General features: G+C 54.3%; 19 protein-coding genes. 13 read left to right on the top strand and 6 right to left on the bottom strand.

Annotated elements, in window-relative coordinates; genetic code table 11:
* Positions 1–112: 112 nt before the first annotated feature.
* From FH603_RS22720 to FH603_RS22760, 9 genes are all read left to right on the top strand, one after another.
* Positions 113–985 carry an alpha-1,2-fucosyltransferase gene (locus tag FH603_RS22720; protein ID WP_186740367.1) on the top strand — a complete coding sequence of 291 codons (873 nt, stop codon included), beginning with the start codon at positions 113–115 and terminating at the stop codon, positions 983–985.
* A 38-nt stretch (positions 986–1023) separates the two neighbouring features.
* A complete protein-coding gene (locus FH603_RS22725) occupies positions 1024–2121 on the top strand; it encodes a glycosyltransferase family 4 protein (RefSeq protein WP_186740369.1) in 1098 nt (365 codons plus the stop codon).
* Positions 2122–2127: 6 nt separating this feature from the next.
* On the top strand, positions 2128–3237 hold the full coding sequence (locus FH603_RS22730) for an acyltransferase family protein (RefSeq protein ID WP_186740371.1): 1110 nt from the start codon (positions 2128–2130) through the stop codon (positions 3235–3237).
* On the top strand, positions 3234–4094 hold the full coding sequence (locus FH603_RS22735) for a glycosyltransferase family 2 protein (protein WP_186740373.1): 861 nt from the start codon (positions 3234–3236) through the stop codon (positions 4092–4094). The genes FH603_RS22730 and FH603_RS22735 overlap by 4 nt, the downstream gene beginning before the upstream one ends.
* 3 nt (positions 4095–4097) lie before the next feature.
* Positions 4098–5654, top strand: coding sequence for a T9SS type B sorting domain-containing protein (locus FH603_RS22740; protein WP_317171312.1), 1557 nt, complete (start codon positions 4098–4100; stop codon positions 5652–5654).
* Between the two features lie 54 nt (positions 5655–5708).
* Positions 5709–6557, top strand: a complete 849-nt coding sequence (locus FH603_RS22745) for a glycosyltransferase family 2 protein (protein ID WP_186740375.1) — start codon at positions 5709–5711, stop codon at positions 6555–6557.
* Between the two features lie 121 nt (positions 6558–6678).
* Positions 6679–7365 (top strand): phosphatase PAP2-related protein, encoded by a 687-nt coding sequence (locus FH603_RS22750; protein ID WP_186740378.1) that lies wholly within the window; start codon positions 6679–6681, stop codon positions 7363–7365.
* A 425-nt stretch (positions 7366–7790) separates the two neighbouring features.
* Positions 7791–8606, top strand: a complete 816-nt coding sequence (locus tag FH603_RS22755) for a phytanoyl-CoA dioxygenase family protein (RefSeq protein ID WP_186740380.1) — start codon at positions 7791–7793, stop codon at positions 8604–8606.
* A 95-nt stretch (positions 8607–8701) separates the two neighbouring features.
* Positions 8702–9475: an SDR family NAD(P)-dependent oxidoreductase gene (locus tag FH603_RS22760; RefSeq protein WP_186740382.1), complete on the top strand. Its 774-nt coding sequence runs from the start codon at positions 8702–8704 to the stop codon at positions 9473–9475.
* 57 nt (positions 9476–9532) lie between these two features.
* Here the strand turns inward: FH603_RS22760 and FH603_RS22765 are convergent, their stop codons facing one another.
* Positions 9533–10189 carry a deoxynucleoside kinase gene (locus FH603_RS22765; protein ID WP_186740384.1) on the bottom strand — a complete coding sequence of 219 codons (657 nt, stop codon included), beginning with the start codon at positions 10187–10189 and terminating at the stop codon, positions 9533–9535.
* Between the two features lie 89 nt (positions 10190–10278).
* Between FH603_RS22765 and trhO the strand changes: the two genes are divergently transcribed.
* Positions 10279–11244, top strand: a complete 966-nt coding sequence (trhO, locus tag FH603_RS22770; protein ID WP_186740386.1) for an oxygen-dependent tRNA uridine(34) hydroxylase TrhO — start codon at positions 10279–10281, stop codon at positions 11242–11244.
* Between the two features lie 81 nt (positions 11245–11325).
* Here the strand turns inward: trhO and FH603_RS22775 are convergent, their stop codons facing one another.
* Positions 11326–12300 carry a 3-hydroxyacyl-CoA dehydrogenase family protein gene (locus FH603_RS22775; protein ID WP_186740389.1) on the bottom strand — a complete coding sequence of 325 codons (975 nt, stop codon included), beginning with the start codon at positions 12298–12300 and terminating at the stop codon, positions 11326–11328.
* A gap of 564 nt (positions 12301–12864) precedes the next feature.
* Between FH603_RS22775 and surE the strand changes: the two genes are divergently transcribed.
* Positions 12865–13641 carry a 5'/3'-nucleotidase SurE gene (gene surE / locus FH603_RS22780; protein ID WP_186740392.1) on the top strand — a complete coding sequence of 259 codons (777 nt, stop codon included), beginning with the start codon at positions 12865–12867 and terminating at the stop codon, positions 13639–13641.
* 67 nt (positions 13642–13708) lie between these two features.
* A complete protein-coding gene (locus FH603_RS22785) occupies positions 13709–15256 on the top strand; it encodes a GH3 family acyl-acid amido synthetase (protein WP_186740394.1) in 1548 nt (515 codons plus the stop codon).
* A 92-nt stretch (positions 15257–15348) separates the two neighbouring features.
* Here the strand turns inward: FH603_RS22785 and FH603_RS22790 are convergent, their stop codons facing one another.
* From FH603_RS22790 to FH603_RS22800, 3 genes are all read right to left on the bottom strand, one after another.
* Complete coding sequence (locus FH603_RS22790; RefSeq protein WP_186740396.1) at positions 15349–18252, bottom strand: PQQ-dependent sugar dehydrogenase; 2904 nt, start codon at positions 18250–18252, stop codon at positions 15349–15351.
* Between the two features lie 10 nt (positions 18253–18262).
* Positions 18263–19222 (bottom strand): sugar phosphate isomerase/epimerase family protein, encoded by a 960-nt coding sequence (locus FH603_RS22795; RefSeq protein ID WP_186740399.1) that lies wholly within the window; start codon positions 19220–19222, stop codon positions 18263–18265.
* A gap of 105 nt (positions 19223–19327) precedes the next feature.
* The gene (locus FH603_RS22800; RefSeq protein ID WP_186740401.1) at positions 19328–19924 is read right to left on the bottom strand and encodes a YceI family protein; all 597 of its coding nucleotides are present in this window, start codon (positions 19922–19924) and stop codon (positions 19328–19330) included.
* Positions 19925–20206: 282 nt separating this feature from the next.
* On the opposite strand from FH603_RS22800, the gene FH603_RS22805 reads away from it, so the two are divergent.
* Positions 20207–20605 carry a hypothetical protein gene (locus tag FH603_RS22805; protein WP_186740404.1) on the top strand — a complete coding sequence of 133 codons (399 nt, stop codon included), beginning with the start codon at positions 20207–20209 and terminating at the stop codon, positions 20603–20605.
* Positions 20606–20858: 253 nt separating this feature from the next.
* Here the strand turns inward: FH603_RS22805 and FH603_RS22810 are convergent, their stop codons facing one another.
* The gene (locus tag FH603_RS22810) at positions 20859–21338 is read right to left on the bottom strand and encodes an FKBP-type peptidyl-prolyl cis-trans isomerase (RefSeq protein ID WP_186740407.1); all 480 of its coding nucleotides are present in this window, start codon (positions 21336–21338) and stop codon (positions 20859–20861) included.
* Between the last annotated feature and the right edge of the window lie 395 nt (positions 21339–21733).

Consider the following 21733-nt stretch of genomic DNA (forward strand, 5'->3'; position numbering starts at 1 on the left):
GTATTTTTAAGTTTACAAATAAACTAATAGAGTACTTTACTTCCAGATGTTGACTGAGCGGTATCAAACGCCATATATCAGCAGCGAAAGAAGGTAATCTGGCGGTGCTACTATGATTATCAGCAGAATAACCAGCGGCTTAGGGAATCAGCTTTTTCAGTACGCAGCTGCCCGGCATCTGGCGCTGAAAAACAAGACAGACCTGTATCTGGACCTAAGTTATTACCGCCAGACCTACGCTACCGATACCCCGCGCTCATTCAAGCTGGGTCAGTTTTCGGTGCCGTACCGGATGCTCCACCAATCGCCACTCCGGTACGTTTCCAAGGCGACAAAGCTCCTGCCGAATCGTAGCCTGCCGCCCGTCTTTCTCTTTTTGAAGGAAAAGCATTTTCATTTCGACGAACAGGTTGTCAACGCCCGGGCCAACTGCATTACGCTGGATGGTTTCTGGCAGTCTGAAGCCTATTTCCGGGATAATGCAGAGACGATCCGGCGCGAACTAACCCTTACCGGAACGCCCAGCCCTGAGTTCGGCTATTACCAGCAGTTGATTGCCAACACCCCGATACCGGTGTCGATCCACATCCGGCGGGGCGACTACGTCAATCATCCTGAGTTCAGCAAGACGTTTGGTTTTGTTGGCCTCGACTATTATGCCCAGGCCCTGAATCAGTTGACGGAGCAGTTCGACACCATCCGGTTGTTCGTCTTCAGCGATGACAAGGCCTGGGTGCGGGAGAACCTGCCCCTCCCCGACGACACGGTCTTTGTGCAGAACACCGGCCCCGACAGTGACGTTGCCGACCTGGTCCTGATGAGCCATTGCCGCCACCATATCATCGCCAACAGCTCCTTCAGCTGGTGGGGAGCCTGGCTCAACCCCAACCCGGATAAGCTGGTCATTACCCCCCGGCAGTGGTACAAACAACAACCTACCTGGAACACCAAGGATCTGCTGCCATCTACCTGGCTGGCTCTGTAATACAGCCTTCAAAACTACCTGGCAAACCGTTGCCTGCTATGACTAAAGTATTTATCGATCATCAGAAATTCAGTACCCAGAAGTACGGCGGCATAAGCCGGTACTTTGCCAATATCATCCAGGGTATCAAGCGTACCAGCGACATTAGCTATCAACTGGGCGTCATGCACGCCAAAAATCACTACATCCAGAGCGAGCCGCTGCCTATCAAAGGTAGTTTCAGTGACCGGGTGCTGAACCGAAACGAACGCTACGACTACCGCCTGAATCAACTCTACTGCAAACGGCTGCTCGACAAAGCCAACTTCGATGTTTTCCATCCCACCTACTACGATCCTTATTACATCAAGCACCTCAAGAAACCGCTCGTCATCACCATTCACGATATGACCCACGAGCGGGTACCGGAGTATTTCTGGGCGCAGGACCCGCTGACGCAGCAGAAGCGGATCAACATCGACCGGGCCGACTCCATTATCACGATCTCCAACACAACGAAGAAAGAGCTGATCTGCTGCTTCGATGTTGACCCGGCCAAAGTATCGGTCATCTATCATGGACTCGACATCGACGCCCCGTTTATCGTTGAGCCGATAGCGAACCTGCCCGAACAGTACGTTCTGTTTGTTGGCGACCGGAGCGGTTACAAAAATTTTTACCTGTTTCTGAGCGCCGTTCAGAAGCTGATACCGCGCTTCCCGGACCTGCATGTCGTACTCACCGGCGGTGGAAAGCTGCACGTGGCCGATCGGGAATTCATTGAGCGGCTGGGGCTGACAGACCGGGTTCATCACCTCAATGCTACCGACGAACAGCTCAATTACCTCTATCAAAATACCCAGCTGTTCGTATACCCATCGCTGTATGAGGGCTTTGGTCTGCCCATCCTCGAAGCGTTCCGGGCGCAGTGCCCCATGCTGCTCAGCGATACCGAGTGCTTCCGCGAAATAGCAGCCGATGCGGCTGTGTACTTCAGCCCCCTGAGCCTCGACGACCTTGTCGAAACGATGGGGGCTACCCTGATGGACCCCGCGTTGAAAGCGCAGCTTGTCGAGCGCGGGAACCGTCGACTTGCCGATTTCCCGCTTCAGAAATCCATCGACGAAACCCTGAGTGTGTATAAATCCCTGGCCTGACAAACGATGCGATTCAGAGCAGTTGATTCATTTCGGGGTATGGCGGCTATTATGGTCATTCTATTCCATTTGCAGCATCTCGACCTGCTGTCGGGCAATGCCTTTATTGCGAAGAGCGACATTTTTGTCGACTTCTTTTTTGTGCTGTCGGGTTTTGTCATGACCCATAGCAATTTCAACAAGCTTACTTACCTGACCAGCCTGAAGCCGTTCATTATCAAACGGTTCAAGCGCCTGTACCCGCTTCACCTCTTCACGCTGGTGCTGGTGTTACTTTTCGAACTGTTCCGGTTTGGGGTCGATCGATACGTCGTTGCCCTGTCCAATCCGGTCTTTGCCGACGATAAAACGCTGGTGTCTTTTCTGGCCAACCTCACGCTTACCCAATCACTGGGCCTGTTTGATCGGGTTACCTGGAACGGGCCAAGCTGGAGTATCAGTGTAGAGTTCTACACGTACATCGTCTGGGCGCTGGGGCTGATCATATTCCGCAAAAACCTGTTGCTCCTGTCTATCATCAGCTTCAGCCTGCTGGCCTGGTTCATCGTTCGGCACAACGGAAGCATCATTTACAATTACGACTACGGCTTTATCCGGTGCCTGTACAGTTTCCTGATCGGGATGCTGACCTACCGGCTGAGCCAACAGGTGCCGACGGGCTTTCGGGCCTGGCAGCAGACGGCAGCCGAACTGTTGCTGCTGGGAATCACCATTCTGGCCGTCAGCTCGTTTTCCCATGCCGAGAGCTGGATGATGCCGCTCCTGTTTGCGGCAGTTATCCTTGTCTTCTCCCGCGAAGCAGGCACGATCTCAACCTGGCTGGCTGGCGAGCGTTTCGCCTTCCTGGGTAAGCTCTCTTACTCCTACTACCTCAACCATACGGTCGTGCTGGCCGTACTGGACCTGCTCCTCTTCAAACTGATCAAGCTGCCTCACACCACCGCTGGCGAACTGTTCTTTGTGTTCATCTGCCTGGTTTGTATTCATGTGATGTCTGTCTTCACCTATCGGTACGTTGAATTGATCCTGCAATCTGCTTCACCGGCCCGAACCAGTTCACCGGCAACCCAACCGGGTACCACCTCCGATTCGTCTCTTATCCGATTTATGCCATGAATCTCCTAAACGCCCCCGCCTGGACCCGTCAGGTCAATTTCCCGTATGCGTCCTTTGAAGACATTCCACAGTCTGTCTTTGACACCATCAATCGCGACCTGAAAGGGCTTCAGCACCCTGAGCCGCTGGTGAGCATTGTTATACCGGCCTGGAACGAAGAGGTGAACATCCTCAAAAGCATTGCTTCGCTGGCTAAACTAAAAACATCGATCCCGGTGGAAATCCTGGTCGTCAACAATAACTCGACCGATAACACCCAGAAAACGCTCGATAAGCTCCTCATCCGGACCGCTTTTCAACCCATACAGGGGTGGGGGCCGGCCCGGCAGATGGGTCTGGAACAGGCGCGGGGCAAGTATCTGCTCACGGCCGATGCCGACGGACTCTACCCCCCCACCTGGGTCAACGAAATGATGGCCGTGCTCCGGCAGCCGGGTGTGGTTTGTGTCTATGGCCGCTACTCGTTTATTCCCTCACCGGGATTTTCGCGCTGGAAGTTATCGCTGCTCGAAACGATGAAAGACACCATCGCCGAAGTGCGTCACCTGAAACGGCCTCACCTCAACGCCTACGGCATCAGCATCGGCTACATTCGGGAACAGGCGCTGAAGGTTGGGTATGTGATGCACAAAATCCGGGGAGAGGACGGCCGGATGTGTTTCGACCTGATGAACTATGGCACCGTCAAGCAGGTCAAGTCACCGCAGGCCCGCGTCTGGACCGGCACCCGGACCCTGGAAAAAGACGGGAGTTTCTCCAAAAACCTGTATGTAAAAATAGGCATCGAGCTCCGGCGTCTTAAAAGTATGTTTGTTGCGCAGCCACCCCACGACACCAAAACGTCGTTGAATAACTAACCTGTGGCGGTTCAGGTACTCTGTAGCATAACGGAAAGCGCCCGGCTTCCAGCCACATCGGCCGCGCCCGTTCGTCGGCACCAGTCGGGCTGGCGCTACGGGCTCGTCGTCATCCTGATCTGCTGGGTAAGTAGTCTCGTCGGACACGCCCAGTGTAGTCCGGGTTCCATTCTGTGCGAAACGTTCGGGAGTGGGCCGAGGGGGGCGCTGGCACCGGGAATAACCAATTTTTCCTACCGGGCCAGAACCTGCCCCGACGATGGCGAGTATAACCTGATGGATACCGTATCGGAGAGCTGTCACGGGCAGGCATGGCACCGCGTTCCGGAAGATCATACGCCCAACGATGTGCGGGGCAATATGCTGGTTGTCAACGCATCGTTTCAGCCGAGCGAATTTTATAGCCAGCAGGCTATTGGGCTGTGTCCGGGCGTTACGTATGAATTTTCGTTGTGGACACTCAATCTGAACCGGATTATGGAGGCCGGTGCCTGCGATGAGTACAGTCTGCGTAATCCGATCATTGCCATGCGGATCGAACAGCCGGATGGTACGCTCATCCGCGAAGAAGTGCAGCCAGCCGTATCCCGTACCACCACGCCGACCTGGGTTTTTCTGTCCATGCGGTTTTCCATACCGACGGCCAGCAACGATATCGTGGTCAAACTGGTGAATAAAGGACTGGGCGGCTGCGGCAACGACCTGGTCATCGACGACATCGGTTTTCGCCCGGTTCACCCGGCCCTGACCATCCGGTTTCCGGATATAAGCAACACCGAAACAACGGTATGCGCCGACACGCCACTGAGGCTGACCCTGGGCACAGCAGTTGGTTACCCAAACCCGGTTTATTTGTGGCAGCAGAGTCTGGATAACCTCAACTGGACACCGGTCACTAATCCGGGGCAAACCACCTATACCATCAATCGGGTACGGGCGGGGCGCACCTATTATCGGCTCAGAAATACACAGCCCATCAATGAAGCTGCCGTTGGCCGGGCGCAGTGTTCGGCTGAGTCGAACGTCCTGATCGTCAATGGCCGGGCCAATGCTCCCTTCAGCCTGGGCGATGACCTGGCGCTTTGCGAAGGGCTGTCGCAGGTGCTTACGGTGCCGGCGTCGCTGCCAGTCGGCACTACCTTTATGTGGTCCGACCAGAGCACGAGCCCGCAACTCACCGCCACCGCACCCGGCCCCTACTGGCTGGAGACAGACCTGAACGGATGCACCTACCGGGATACCATCCTGATCGAGAGCCGCAATTGTCGACTGAACGATATTTATGTACCCAGTGCTTTTTCGCCCAATGCCGATGCCACCAACGACCGGCTGCTGATTCTGCATGCCGGCCGGTTCGCCACCTACTCGTTTCGGGTCTACGATCGGTGGGGAAACCTGATTTTCGTGAGCGACCAGGCCGAAACAGGATGGGATGGCACCTTCCAGAACCGTCCCTGCGCCGAAGGTGTGTATGGCTGGACGGTTCATTATAGCTTACAGGACCCCGTGAACGAAGCAGAGCAATTTGTAAGAAGTGGCCGGGTCGTACTGGTACGCTGAACTGATGATAAGAAGTATATACCCTCAACGCCCCCGTATTAAACTGAAAGGTCTATGTCTGCTCCCACCGTTAGCGTTTTAGTGACGACCTACAACCGTCCGGACGCACTGGAGCGCTGCCTGATCAGTGTGTTTCAACAGAGCCACCTCCCAACCGAAATCCTTGTCTGCGACGATGGGTCGGGCGATGTGACCCGGCAAACGATCGCCCGTCTTCAAGCCCGCAGTCCGGTTCCCCTACAGCATATCTGGCAACCGGACGACGGATTCCGGCTGGCCCGTATTCGAAACCAGGGATTACTGGCGGCAACCGGCGCGTATCTTATTCAGGTGGATGGCGACGTAATTTTACACCGGCAGTACATTGCCGACCACCTTCGCCACGCCCGCCCTGGTTATTTTTTCTCGGGTAACCAATATCACATACCCCTCAACATTGCCAATAAACTACTGGCCGACCCGACGATTCCGGTTCAGTCGGCGCTGGTTCAGTCGGCCTGGAACTGGCGTCGGCTCTGGAGCGTACCGCTGCAATGGCTTATGGTTCGTTTTTACCATTGGGATACCCATTATGAATATGTACTAGGCTGTAATATGGGATTCTGGCGGCAGGATCTGATGCGCGTGAATGGGTATGACGAGGAGTTCAGAGGCTGGGGCTGGGAGGATACAGAACTGGTCCTGCGGCTTATCAACCTGGGATGCACCTTTCGGTTTATCCGCTTCGGTGCCATTCAGTATCACCTCGACCATCCCCACTCCTGCCGCACGTCGGAAGGGGAGAACCGGGCGCGGGCTATGGAGACCATCCGGCAGAGAAAGATCGTTTGTGCGCAGGGCGTGTCGCAGCATATTCCGTCTCCCGACAGTACAGATGAGCCACCGCTGCGGGAATGCCACTGAAGCGTTGATCCCGTTCCTCCAGGGTATCTTGCCTGGACGAGACGCCGGATGGGTTTGCTAAAAAACTCTATTTGGTGCATGCCCGGCTCCTTTCGTACCTTTGCGGCCTTTTAACGTATAAATGGGCATTCTATCACCTGATCCAACCGGCGATCTGGCCTGGCGGTCAGCCTGGCGGCACCCGGTCTTTCGCTGGAAGTTATTTCTTGGTTTACTGGGAGTCGGCCTGCTGTTGGCGACATTTACCCCGTTCTTTCAATCCATTGAGCGGCATACCGGCCCTGTTCTCAACGATTGGCTACTCGACCAGTTACCACCCCGGGACGTATCGCTGGGTATCTTTCTGACCATCTGGGCCGCAGCCCTGCTGATTCTTTTTCGCGCCCGAAAAAGTCCTGCTATTTTCATGCTCTTCATCTATGGTTACATCCTGGTCAGCCTGGCCCGGATGCTGACCATCAATCTCTTTCCGCTGAACCCGCCGACTGGCCTGATACCGCTGGTCGACCCGCTCAGCAACGCATTCTATGGCAAGACCTACATTACGAAAGATCTGTTTTTTTCGGGCCATACCTCCAGCATACTCCTTATTTTCCTTTCCCTCCGCCGATGGTGGGATCGGTTATTGGTGCTGATCGGTTCGTGCCTGGTAGGTAGTTTGTTGTTGGTGCAACATGTTCACTATACCATCGATGTAGTGGGCGCGTTTGTCCTCACCTACCCTCTCTACTGGCTTGGCAAACGAATTGCCCTGAGTGGGTGGAATGAGGTAGAGGCCCCCGAAAAGCAGAACGACTGCCCTAATTGAAACTGAACGGTTAGATCAATACGTTACCGGGCTTTACAGCAGATACCGTGGTAGAAATGATCGGGGAAAGCGTAATCAGAAATTTGTACAATAGTGGCCAGAAAATTGATGGCGACCCGAATTAATAACCAGCCATCGGTTGTAAAAATGACTTGTACTTTACGAACAAACGAACCTGTTTATAGGGTAAAAGAAGTAAATTACGCCCCAACACCCTCAAATACGTCCGTTCATCACGCCAATTTGTCATCAGTACCCGAATCCTTATCTGTTAAAGTCGCATTAATTAAATTGCGATAGAGTAATCCTAAAATTGTAAATTTTGTAGATTTGGGGCTTTATAATACCATCGCAGCGAATCCGTCCTATAGGGCAACCGTTGCCGGTTAACCCGAGCCAGGATACCCGCTTAGTAAACCACCGATATGAGCAAAATAACCTTGCCGCCCTTTACCCTGGGCGAAACCATTACCCCGGAACAACGGCAGTTTTTTAATAAAAATGGGGTTATCGTTTTCCGTAATTTCATTAACCCTGAAACCGTCAGTCTATTTATCAGTGAAACCGAGCGAATCGAAAAGGAATGGCTGGCCGAAGGTCGCGATAAAGTAAACGGGGTTCCGTTGAAATTCGGACAGGGTGAGGACGGCACGCCAATGATTCAGCGTATGTGCTTTCTGTCGCAGTACAGTTCGGCCCTGCACGAGTTCCTGCAGGACCCCCGTTTGCAGGCTGTCGTCGATCTGTTGCAACCCTATGAAGGGCGCATCGCTGAAATTGAAAAGGATGGGTTGATTATGAACCACTACATCCGGACGCCAAACAGCAAGTTCTCCCAGATGGGCTGGCATACCGACAGCCCCCGCGACATTTTCCTCGGTCAGCGCATCATGCCCATGCTGAACGTGGGTATCCATTTGAACGCCACGCCCTTCGAAAACGGTGGGCTGCGCGTCATTCCCGGTACGCACAAACAGGGTCTCCTGAAGATGCTGTTCCGCAAGAAATACTTCGTCGACAACGATCCCGACAAACATGAGATTGGCTTCGATATGAACGCTGGTGACCTCTCGGTCCACGACGGACGTATCTGGCACCGGGCGCAGCAATCGCCCCTGCTGGGAGAAGGCAGCCGTCGGCGGGTTATGTATGTACCGGTTGTAACGGGTAAATACATGCCTAAGGATGAGAACAGCAAAACGCCGTTCTACCACCGGTTCATCTCGAAAGTAAATATCTGATCGTCGATAATCAGTTGGTGAGTCGGTCAGTTAGTGAGTCGGTGAGTTACTGATCGACTCACCAACTCACTAACTGACCGACTCACCAACTTTGTATGGCGTATGCCCTCATTACAGGAGCCAGTAAAGGGATCGGTCTGGCCATTGCCAACGAACTGGCCCGCCGTAAATTCGATCTGCTGCTGGTAGCCCGTTCGGAATCGCTGCTTCAGGAGCAAACCCACCGACTGACGGCGACTCATGGTATCAAAGCAGATTTTCTCGCTATCGATCTGGCCAGAGCCGATTCGGCCCAGGCCGTATTTGACTGGTGTTCGCAGCATGGGTATCCGGTTCAGATGCTGGTCAACAATGCGGGCTATGGACTCAGCGGGCTGTTCGAGAGCCATGCCCTGGCCGAGCACCTGAATATGCTCAGCGTTAATAACGGAACGCTGGTCCAGTTGTGCTACCTGTTTCTTCCTCAGCTCAAACAGCAGCCCAAAGCCTATATCCTGAATATCGGGAGTTCGGCAGCTTATCAGGCCGTACCGCGCTTGAGCTTATACGCAGCCTCCAAAGCATTTGTCCTTCAGTTTAGCCGGGGCCTGCACCAGGAGCTGAGACGTACATCGATATCCGTTACCTGCGTTTGCCCCGGTGCTACCGACACGGGTTTCGTAACACGGGCGCAGATCGGTGAGAAAGGCCGTAAAGCAGCCGAACGCGTCAACATGACCCCGGCCGATGTTGCCCGTCAGGCCGTTGACGCCACCCTGTCGGGAAAAGCCGAAGTGGTGACGGGTGTCATCAACAAACTGGGCAAACTAATGGCCTGGCTGCTTCCCAAAGGCATTGTGGAGCAGACCGCCGGGAGCATTTATGAGTAATATTTTTAGCCATGGTCTGGTGGCAGGCCCCTCTGAGGGGGCGCTACCAGACCATGGCTAATTCCCTTTCCCGGCCAGCGCTACCAGGCGCTCATCGATCTGCCGGACGACTTCGGCAAAATCGTCGGGGCGACCGGCATAGTCCAGTTCATTCACATCCAGGACCAGCAAGGGTCCTTCTCTGTAGGCAGCCGAAAACTCATCATAAAGCCGATTCAGGCTATTCAGGTATTCGTCGCTGATCGACTGTTCGAATAAGCGCCCGCGCTTGCGGATCTGCGCCCGTAGTTTGGGCAGGTCGGCCCGGAGGTAGATCATCAGGTCGGGTGGCCGAACCAGACTCTTCATATTCTCGAACAGGGTTTGATACGTTTCATAATCGCGCTCGGTCATACTGCCGCTCTCGCGCAGGTTACGGGCGAAAATAGCTGCGTCCTCGTAGATGGTCCGGTCCTGAATAACCGCATGGGTGTAATTATTGACGTGTCTGTGGGCCTTTCGAATTTCCCTGATTTTTCGGACCTGATCGAAGCGGCTATTTAAGAAATAGACCTGCAGGTTGAAGGCCCATCGGGGCATATCGTCGTAAAAATCAGCGAGATAGGGATTGCCTTCAACGGCTTCATACAAAACGTCCCATCCGTAATAGGTAGCTAATTGGGCGGCCAGCGTGGTCTTGCCGGCACCGATATTTCCTGTAATGGCAATGTGCATAGAACGAGGGGTAGTGGGTACTGGAGTCATTCTCTGGGAACGAAGTTTGGAAAAATGCGTTTAATTTTGTTGAAAAGTTAACTTTTGGCATGAAACCGTACCGCGTACTCCTTTATTATATTTATTCGCCCATCGAAAATCCGGCTCAGTACCGCGAGGAACACCACTTGCTGTGCCTGCGACTGAACCTGCTGGGGCGTGTAATCGTAGCATCTGAAGGGCTTAACGGAACGGTGTCCGGACTCACAGCCGACTGCGAGGCTTATATGGCCACACTCCATGCCGATCCCCGGTTTGCCAGCATTGAGTTTAAGGTGGATGAAACGGAAGGCCACACGTTTCAAAAATTACATGTTCGCGTCAAAGACGAGATCGTTCACTCCGACCTGCCCGTTGACCCACTCCGCCAGACCGGCATTCACCTTGAACCGGAGCAGTTCCGGCAGTTTAAGAACGACCCCGACGTGGTGCTGGTCGATATGCGGTCGAATTACGAACATGCTGTTGGCCGGTTTAAGAATGCGGTGACGTTCGACATGGAAAACCTGCGCGACCTGCCCGATCACATCCACGAGATCGACCACCTCAAAGACAAGAAGATCATCACGTACTGCACGGGCGGTATCAAGTGTGAGAAGGCGAGCGCGTATCTGTTGTCGCAGGGGTTCGAGAATGTGTATCAACTCCACGGCGGCATTATCAAGTATGGCATCGAAGCCGGTGGCGATGATTTCGACGGGCAGTGTTACGTATTTGACAACCGTGTGACGGTCGAGGTGAACCACGTCAACCCAACCATTGTGTCGACCTGTTTCCGGTGTGGAACCCCCGCCAGCCGTATGATCAATTGTGCCAGCCCACTCTGCAACAACCATGTGGTTATTTGCGAAGGCTGCGGTCACGCGCATGGCGGCACCTGTACCGATGCCTGCAAGCAAGACCCCGACATCCGCCCCTACGATGGTACGGGTTACTACGGCAAATTCACCCAATCTTACTCTCCCTTGCAAGGCTACAAAAGCCGTTCAGGACAACGGGCAACAGCCCCGAAATAAGTCAACCCAATGGTCCCGCTTAGGAGTACCGTTACCTTGAGTAGTGGCACTCCTAAGCGGGACCATTGGGTGTTCAGAACCTTATATATCGGTATCGAGCTGACTCTTGACCACATCAGCCGGATAGCGCAGGGCGAGTTCGCGAATTTCGAAGCTGAACCGCTCGAACGTTTGTCGCCAGGCTTCGGCCTCACCGGGTGCGTAGTCGTAGAACCCTATCCCATTGGCAACCCCTCGCCCACCCCGATCCACAATATCCTGAATCAGGGGCGGCACATCGGTCCGGTTGCTCAAGGTAGGAAAGAGGTCTTTGAGTACGTTCAGGTAAGCGGGAACCCCCGTCAGATCCATCCACCGAAATACGCCGGCGAGCGTCATCCAGTAGCCCGTATTATTGCGGCAGGCGCGGTCAACGTCTTCCACAGTGGCATAGCCTTTTTCCACCAGATCGAACGCTTCGCGGTACATTGCATACATCAGCCGGTTGGCAATGAACCCGCGGATGTCTTTCCGAACCAGCGTAGGTTCCTTGCCCCAGTGCTGAGACAAGGCGTAAAAGAATTCGGCATAGGCCACGTCGGTCTGGTCGCCACAAATAACTTCCAGAAAACGCGTCGTATGCGACGGTTCGGCCCAATGCAGGCCAATGAATCGTTGCGGTCGGCGCGTAAGTTGCTGCAACTGCGAGATAGGAATAGCCGACGTGTTGGAGGCAATGACCGTTTCGTCACCAACTACGGCTTCGATCTGTTCATAGACCCGACGTTTGATATCGGCATCTTCAAGCGTACACTCGATCACAAGCTGACACTGCTGCAGATCGGCGTAGGCTTCGGTAACGATCAGGCGGGATAATACGGAAGTCGGCGTGCCGTCCAGAATACCATGGGCTTCTAGGTCGGCCAGGTGGTGACTGATACGGGGTTCGGCGGTGGGGACATCGGCAGGGATCGGAGCAACAGCCACTACCGGGTGGCCGGCAGCCAGCAGGCAGGTGACGATGCTGCATCCCATCAGGCCGAGGCCAACGACCCCAACGGGCATAGTGTGGGTCATACGAGCGAAGGAACGTTTGTATTGAGTAAGGGTACGGTCAGCAGCCTGCGGTGTATCATCTACTGATTGTTAGTAGCAGCCATTGGCTGCACAGTCTAAACCCGGATTAGTCAAAAGGGTTACAGGAACCTCCTGGTATTCGGAAAACCTCACGGAAATAAGTTGTGACGCTGGCTCTTTTACCCGCTTTCTACCAGCTGTCCAGACGCGGCAACTTGCGGCCCGGAGGGGATAGCTCGGCTGTTCGACAGCGGATTTCCTCCCCGTTAAGCGGGTTGCCGGGGAAAGCATATTCTCCGGAGGCCTGCCGGTCGCGCCAGGACATAACCCGCTAGTGAGGCAGGGCTTCGTTGTCTTCCTGAGCGTGTATCATGGAGATGGACGGGGCCATGCGGACCTGACAGCCAACGATTATTGGTTGAAAAGCCTGGGGCTGGTCAGCAAAACCTACCGGCAAAAACCCCCTTCCGTTTGGAAAACGGCACCAGTACGGCGAAAGTATCGGCTAAGTTCAGGCGGTAGTTGTGTAGCTTTGCGCCATCAAAATCCAACAATCCTGCATTCATGGCGGAACATAAACCCCTGATTTTAGTAACCAACGACGACGGCATCACAGCCCCCGGAATTCGAACACTCGTTGAGTTGATGCAACAAATTGGTTCGGTAATGGTAGTGGCTCCCAACAGTCCCCAGTCGGGTATGGGACATGCCATTACGATCGCTGACCCGCTGCGGCTTTACCCATCCGAAATTTTCGGCGACGTGCCGTCTTATGAGTGCTCCGGCACCCCCGCCGACTGCGTTAAATTAGCCAAACATCATATCCTTAAAGATCGCACGCCGGATCTCGTTGTCAGTGGCATCAACCACGGCAGCAATACCTCGATCAGCGTTTTGTACTCGGGCACGATGTCGGCCGCTATTGAAGCGGCCATCGAGGGCATCCCCGCTATTGGCTTCTCACTCGGCGATTTCACCCGCCATCCTGACTTTACGCATGCACACGAGCACATTCTGACCATTGCCCGCACCGTACTGGAGCGCGGCATGCAACGCGGCACGGCCCTGAACGTTAATTTCCCCAGCCGTGCTGCCGAACCCCTGAAAGGCATCCGCATCTGCCGACAGGCCAACGCCAAATGGCAGGAGGTCTTCGAAGAACGACGTGACCCCAATGGCCGGCGCTACTTCTGGCTGGCGGGCGAGTTCGTTAACTTCGATACCCATGCCGAGGACACCGACGAGTATGCGGTATCACAAAACTATACCTCAGTAGTGCCCTGCCAGTATGATCTGACGGCTTATGGGATGATAGACACGCTGAAAGACTGGAAGCTATAAACTGATGCTAAGGGATGGATACTATGTACCCCTCATCCCTTAGCATTCATCCCTTATCATTCGAGACATGGCATTACTAGGCAGCATGCTCAAAAACGGCATTCGATTAACAAATGCCGTTCGGTTACGTAAACTCAACGCACATCGGCAACAGCGCAAATCATTCCGTAAGCTTATCGGGAAAGCCCGGTTCACCGAGTTTGGCAAGACATATCGCTTCGAGGAACTCCTGAGCGCTGCCGAATTTGGCACTGAGCGCGAGTATTACGAGAAATTCAAGCAGTATGTCCCCATCCATGATTATAACACGATGTTCGATCGGTGGTGGAAACGGTCGCTGGCGGGCGAACGGGATATTGCGTGGCCAGGCCGGGTCAAATACTTCGCGCTGAGTTCGGGAACGTCGGAGGCAGCCTCTAAATACATCCCCGTTACCAAAGCCATGTCGAAGGCGATTCAGCGAACGGGTGTTCGCCAGATCCTGACCCTTGGCCGCTATCAGAACCTGCCGTCGACACTGTATGAGAAAGGGTACCTGATGCTCGGTGGCAGCACCCAGCTCAACGCCCGGGAAGGGCACTACGAAGGTGATCTGAGCGGAATCACGGCCAGCAAAATTCCGTTCTGGTTCGAGCGGTTCTACAAACCCGGCAAGGAAATTGCCCAGGAGCGCGACTGGGCGCTGAAACTGGATGAGATCACTGAGCAGGCAGGCGACTGGGATATCGGTTACGTCGTGGGCGTTCCTGCCTGGATTCAGCTCTTGATGGAGAAGATCATTGCGCGCTACAAGGTCAAAACCATTCACGATGTGTGGCCCAACCTGATGGTGTTCTGCCACGGGGGGGTCTCCTTCGAGCCGTATCGGCAGGGATTTGAAAAGCTCCTCGCCCACCCCATCACCTACATCGAAACCTACCTCGCGTCAGAAGGCTTTATCGCTTACCAGTCCCACCCCAACGCGGAAGGTATGCAGTTGGTACTCAACAACGGGCTGTTCTTTGAGTTCATCCCCTTCAACGAGCACAACTTCTCGTCTGATGGCGATCTTATCGACAAGCCCGAAACGCTGATGATCGACGATGTGGAAGAAGGCAAAGAATACGCCCTGCTCCTGTCGACCTGCTCGGGTGCCTGGCGCTACCTTATTGGCGATACGATCCGGTTCGTAAGCAAACGAAAAGCCGAAATCGTGATTACCGGCCGGACAAAACATTTTCTGAGTCTGTGTGGCGAACACCTCTCGGTCGACAATATGAACAAGGCGATCGAGATGGTGTCGGAAGAGCTGGGCATCTCGATCCGTGAATTCACGGTCGCCGGCGTTACCCACGACACCTTGTTTGCCCACCATTGGTATGTCGGCACCGACGATGCCGTAGACGCAACCGACCTACGCAACCGTATCGATGCCCGCCTGGTTGAGCTTAACGACGACTACGCCGTCGAGCGGAAGCATGCGCTCAGGGAGATCACCGTTACGGTACTCCCGGCTGCTACCTTTTACCGATGGATGGAAGCGCGGGGTAAGCTGGGCGGTCAGAACAAGTTTCCCCGCGTGCTCAAAAAAGGCCTCATCGCCGAGTGGGAAACGTTTTTAGCCGCTATCAAATGAGTTGAGTTCGATGGGGTGTATCGATAAACAATGAATGCCATTACTTCCGGTAATGGCATTCATTGTTTATCGATACAAAAACCAGACTGACACTACAGGTTCAGTACATTCATAAACCGAACGCTGGACAAAGACAACAATGGCTGGATAGCTTTAGCCTTGTCATTCTTAAAAACAAAGTAGACATCGTGCAGGCCCTCGGTTGCTTTCAGGGCAAGCTTTACCGGCGGACGTGAGAACCGGCCCGGTCCGGGTGGCGGGGTAGCGGCTTTAGCACCAGCTGCCGTAGTCCCGCTGGCCGGAGCAGCCGCAGCGGGCGGAGCCGCCGACTCCATTTGAGCCATCAACTTCGTCATGTCTACTTCGGGTTCCAGTTCAAGCGTCGTTTCCCCAATGAGCGGACCGGTAGGCGAGTCGAGCCGCACCTCGATGGTACCGCCCGCACTCCCCTGGCGTCTCTGCGCCTGAGCTGCCAGCTCCAGTTGCTTGATGCCGGTCAGGTCGAACTGCCGGAAACCAATATAGGAGTTATGATACGGGATAACGTTTTCACCCTTGCCCATTCCCTTCGCTTTGACGTCGGCACCCTGAATAATACTGGCGGCCGATGCTTCCAGCTGCGGGCTACGCAGGATCAGTACTTTCTCCGCCGTTTGGGCCGGAACGGGCCGGGCACCCTTAACGCCCAGATCGGTATAAGCCGCGCGGATCAGCACCGAGCCTTTGCCGTTATCATCCTGAGGCAGTTTGATGGAGTAAGCCCCCTGGGTGGGTAGCGTGCTGTAGGTTTTCTCGTTTATGTGAAGAATGTAGTTGACCAGATTACCCGCGTCGGCAGTTGACATAGCCGGGTGGCCGGGCATGGCCACATCGCCCCAGACACCAACGCCACCCTGCCGGATTTTCGTTACCAGCCGGTCGTGGGCACCCGCGTCCCCTTTGTATTTCGTCGCAATAGCCGTGAACGCCGGACCGACCGACTTGGTAGCAATCTGGTGACATACCTTACAATCGCTCTGGTTGATGAGCGACTGTGCTACTGCGTACTGCGTGGAAGCATCGACGCTTCGCTGGCTCTGCATCACTTCGGCATAATCGAACCCTTCGGAGGTGTAGTCGATGCTCATTGCCACGCGGGCCGGGCTGATTTGTCCCGGAGCCGCGTTCGACTTCGCCAGACTGCCGTCTTCCTTATCAGATACCTGAACGGCATATTGGATCGGCTGATCGGGGAAGAAGAAGGTGCGGTTGCTGGTCAGATTCACCGAAACGGTGGGCGGCTCGTTCCCCGCAATGATCCGCACAGACTGGCTGTTGGCGGCTCCTTTGTTATCTTTCACGGTCAGCGTAGCGGTGTATACGCCCGCTTTGTCGAACGTGACCGATGGGTTCGCCGTGGTGAAGACCCGCGCGGGGGCACCCGGCGATGTTACTTTCCACTGATACGTCAGCGCATCGCCGTCAAAATCTTTGGTCCCATCGGCCAGGAGCGAAAGCTGGAGCGGTACGGTACCACCGGCTTTGCTGGCCGATGCCTGCACAACGGGCTTCCGGTTGCCGCCATTGTACTCAATCCGAACCAGCCGGGCGTTGTCACTCTTCCGGAACCAGTTGCTGCCATATTCGAGCACATACAAGTCGCCGTTAGGCCCGAAGTCCATATCGATGGGTTCAACCGGGTGGTAGCTGGGTAAGACGCGCTCCATGCTTTTGTAATTACCCTCGGCATCCATCGAGATCGCCATGATCCAGCCCCGCGAAAAATCGGTAGCCAGCCATTTCCCTTCGTAGTAAGCAGGCCAGGGGCGTGGGGTACCCTTAAAATCTGCCTGCCGGTATACGGGTCCGCCCGTCGCTGAACGGGAACCCGTACCCACCAGCGGAAACTCCTCCGAAATGGCGTAGGGGTAATAAATGAACGAGGGTGCCGTGGGGGGCAACTCGGTCAGACCGGTGTTGTTAGGCGACGTGTTCATTGGTTTCTTCGGATCTTTTACGCCCAGGGGCTTCTTCTCCCCGTAGTCATAGACCGGAAACGCCTGATCGTTACCTACAAACCAGGGCCAGCCGAAATTGCCCGGCTTGCGCGCCTGGTTCATCTCATCATAGCCTCGTGGACCAATCTCCGAATCCTTCGTGGCATCAGGACCGATTTCGCCCCAGTATACGTAGCCCGTCTGGCTGTCGATCGAAATACGCCAGGGGTTCCGGTGGCCCATCGAATAGATCTCGGGACGGGTTTTTGGGGTACCCTTCGCGAATAGGTTACCGTCCGGAATAGTATAGGTGCCGTTGGCTTCGGGGTGAATGCGCAGGATCTTACCGCGTAGATCGTTGGTATTGCCCGCGTGGCCCTGATCATCCCAGCTACTGCGGTCCGGCCGTTCGTCGGTTTGGGCAGCCTGCTGGTTACCCGTATTGTTGCCCACCGTCAGGTACAGGTTACCCGCCCGGTCCCAGGTCATGCCCCCGCCGGTATGGCAGCATACTTCACGCTGGGTAGGCACCTCCAGCATCACTTTTTCCGATTGCAGCTTATTGTCGCGCAGTTCCCAGCGGGTGAGCAAATGCTTTTTCTCGGTGGGATGAGCGTAGTACAGGTACATGAAATGATTCTGCTCGAACTTCGGATCGAGGGATAAACCCAGGAGCCCTTCTTCGGCTTCCGACACCTTACCCTGCGCCGAGGTGTATTTGGTGTTGACGGGCAGGGTTGCGATCAGGTCGACCGTTTGCGTGGCTGGGTCCCATTTTTTCAGCGTCCCTTTCCGCTCGATGATAAAGGCAGTACCGTCTTTAAGAACCTCGAACGCCATAGGCTCATCAAGGTCTTCGGCAACCACTACGGGCGTGAAGCGGGTTTCGTCCGGTTTCTCGGGGCCATCCTGCATCACAAAAGACGCCAGCCCGGTCAGGACGAGGCCGTTAATAAACATCGAAACGGTCTGACCCATAAGGCCAGCCCGTTTCGATCGGGTAAAGTTTCGTTGACTCATGGAAGACGTGCTAAGCTAGTATTTTTTTCAGGTTTGTATAGCTGGTTGTGATATTCGCGATCGGGTCGGCAGCCATGTCCTGCTCCACGAAAATATACTTCAGTCCGGCCGTTTTGGCCGCCGAAAATGCTTTTTTGAAATCCACGATGCCGTTGCCGACTTCAGTAATGGTCTGTTTATCCGATTTGATATCCTTGATGTGCCACAGCGGGAAGCGGCCCGGCTGCTCCTTGAACAGGGCAACGGGGTCTTTGCCGGCTTTGGTTGCCCAGGCCAGATCGAGCTCCATCTTCACCAGGTCCTTGTCCGTTTGGGACAGGATCAGCTCATAAGGCGTCTTGCCCCCTTCTACCGCATCGAACTCCGTGGCATGGTTATGATAGGCGAAAGCAATGTTTGCCTTTTTGCAGGCTTCGCCCGTTTTCTGAAATACCTCGACAGACTGCTGGATTTCGGCGAGGGTGCTGACGGGTGTACTCGAGCAGACCAGGTACGATAACCCACCTTCGGCCGCCTGATCGACCAGTTGCTGGTAGTTGTCGCGCAGGTTGAGCATGGGCGGCATTTTGGAGAAGTCCATTGGCGGGCGGCCACCGGCGGGCGCGGCCCCACCGGCTGCTGGTGCGGCATCGGCGGGGCGGGGACGACGGGGTGCGCCACCCGCGTGGTGGGCCCGCCATTTCATCCCCAGCCCTTCGACCAGGGCTTTAAATTCTTTAGCGGTATAGCCGTAATAGCCACCCCGCGTGTTAAAAGCCGACTCAACTTCCTGATACCCGACGGCAGCCACCTTTTCGAGGGTCCCTTTTGGATCGTCGTTCATCGACTTGAACAGCGTGAACAGCTGAATACCGATTGGGTAAGCAGTCGCTTCAGGATACAGCGTACCGGCATTTGCCAGTTGGGGCAGGACAAGGCTGCCCAGGGTCAATGTTCCGGCATCGCGGAGAAACTGTCGTCTGGTTGTCATTCGGGAAAGAATCGATTTGAGTAGAAACAGATTGTCGCTGACCTGGCAGGCAGGTTCAGCAACAACCCGAAATGGTTACGGCCCGCCAGCAGCGGGTAAATCAGCTTATTTTTTTTCGGCCATAGCCGCATCCTGCTTGGCGAATTCGGCGTTACCCTTTATCTCCACCTCATCACTGACGACGGCTGTCGACGTACCACCTACGCCGAAATCGGCCCGCTTGATGGTACCACTGATTTTAAACCCGACTTTCTCCTGTTTGCCCTTCGGGGTGTCATTCGTTACAGGACCGTTCATGGTTACGTCCAGCGTTACAGGTTTCGTCACACCGTGCATGGTCAGGTCGCCCATGGCTTTGTACTTTTTGCCTTCTACCTTTTTAAAAGAGGTGCTTTTGAAGGTTAGGTTGGGAAATTTGGCTGCGTCGAAAAAGTCGGGGCTTTTAAGGTGTCCATCGCGCCGTTCGTTGTCAGTATCGATGCTGTTAATATCGGCCGTTAGCTCAAAAACGGCATCCGACAGATCAGGTTTGGCCGCCGTAATCTTGGCATCAAACGTCTTGAAATTTCCGTCTACTTCAGACAGCATCAGGTGCGTTACGGTAAAGCCAACTTTCGTATGGGCTTTGTCGACGGTCCAGGTTTGGGCATACGCAGCAAAAGGGGCCAGCCCAATAGCCAGGCTAATGAATAGTTGTTTCATGAATTAAGTGGTTTGACTGTGAGCAGATTATTTATAACAGAGTAAAGATGTAGCTGGCCGGTGAAGCACTGAAGTAAAAGTTGCTGAATACCGTTTTTTGCCTTCCGAATTGCCTTTCCGACCTTCCGAAAACCAGATCACTTTTCAGGATAAATACCTAGTATTTATCAGAAGCCGGGCCAGCCGGGCCAACCTGGACGATTCTGGCCTGATTAGAGACAGCACTCAGAAATAGTAGTATCTTCGCCAGCTTAGTTTCAACGTTTTTAGCCAGCCTTTCAGATGAAGACCCTTACATTAACCTGCCTGCTCCTTATTGGATTTACCAGCCTGACCGTTGCCCAGACCAAATCGGTCGAAAACGAAAAATTCGTGTTTCTCAACAACGGGGCGACCGTCGGTATGATTGTCAAATCAGTCCTGAAGGCCGACCAGCAGCGGCTGAAACTAACGCCCGAACAAATTCCCAAGGCAAAACAAATCATTACCGATGCCACCGTCAAATACAACGAGGGGGTAAAAAAGATGAAAGCAACGGGGCTGAACCAGAAGAAACTGCGGGTGTTCGCCATTGAGGTGGAAACCGAAAAAGCCCGCAACTACAAAGCCATTCTGACGCCGGCGCAATACGCCATTCTACAGGCCCAGCACAAGAAGATGTACCCCGAAAGCAAGGTGTAATTCACCCTCATCGATCGCTTTAACAGCAACGCCGGACGCTCTATCTCACACGAGTAGAGTGTCCGGCGTTGCTGCGTTACCACCACTACCAGGGGCTACGCCCACTGGCAGGGTGCGCTTTCAACCCTGCCAGTGGGCGTAGCCCCTGGTAGTGGTGGTAGTCCCTAGTAGTAGTTATAGCCCCTGGTAGTGGTGGTAGCCTGATGTAAGGTGGCGATTATAAAGCACCCATCTTATCCTTACTTCACACCTACTAATTAATGCTCGTCAGGTCGATGGTGAAAACGAGGATTGAGTTGGCGGGAATGCCATTCGTAGCCGCGGAGCCGTAGGCCAGACTGGGCGGCAAATACAGGGTGATACTGCCACCGGACGCAATCAGGGGAATACCTTCCTGCCACCCCAGAATAAGCTGACTTAAGCCGAAACTGACACCGTTACCCTGATCAAACGTACTGCCATTGGTCAGCTTACCCACGTAATTGACCGTCACATTCGAGCAGATCGTTGGTTTGCTGCCCGTGCCCGGCGACTGGATCGTGTAGTAGAAACCCCGGTCGTCGGCCGTAGCGGTAATTTTATTGGCGTCGATGTACTGTTTGAGAGTTGCCACCTCGGATGCCGGTGCTTTGGTGGTAACCGGCGTAGCGGTGCAGGGTGTCGTGTCGGTCTGCTGACATCCGCCAGCGAACATCGCTACCGCCAACAACAACGCAAGTGTGTATTTTTTCATTGAAGAATGTCCGCTCTAGCAGACCGGTTTTATTTTAACAACAAAGATACCAACCGAACGATAGCGCCGGTCAATGTTTTAAACTACATGCCCTGGAGGAAACACAAGCAGTACGGGTATGCCGGGAAGTTGACCAGAACAGCGATACACAATAGTACAATAAGGCTGAAAAGTGGAATTTTATTTTCTCAACTGATCAGTATAGAAAATAAAAGCCTTATTTGGGCCTGGTTCCTACCCTGACCCGTCGAGCCATACCGCGCACGTTGCATTTGTTCTATGTACTAAGAGTATGTTTGGGACTATTATTTGGCCAGCCTATTGAGCAGGATTGAAATAAAGCCAATTCGTAGCATAGCCTCCGAACTTTCTATGGTTTTGTCTACGTCTCGGAA

Origin of the sequence: Spirosoma utsteinense (assembly GCF_014282275.1) — a bacterium.
Taxonomy (GTDB): Bacteria; Bacteroidota; Bacteroidia; order Cytophagales; family Spirosomataceae; genus Spirosoma; species Spirosoma utsteinense.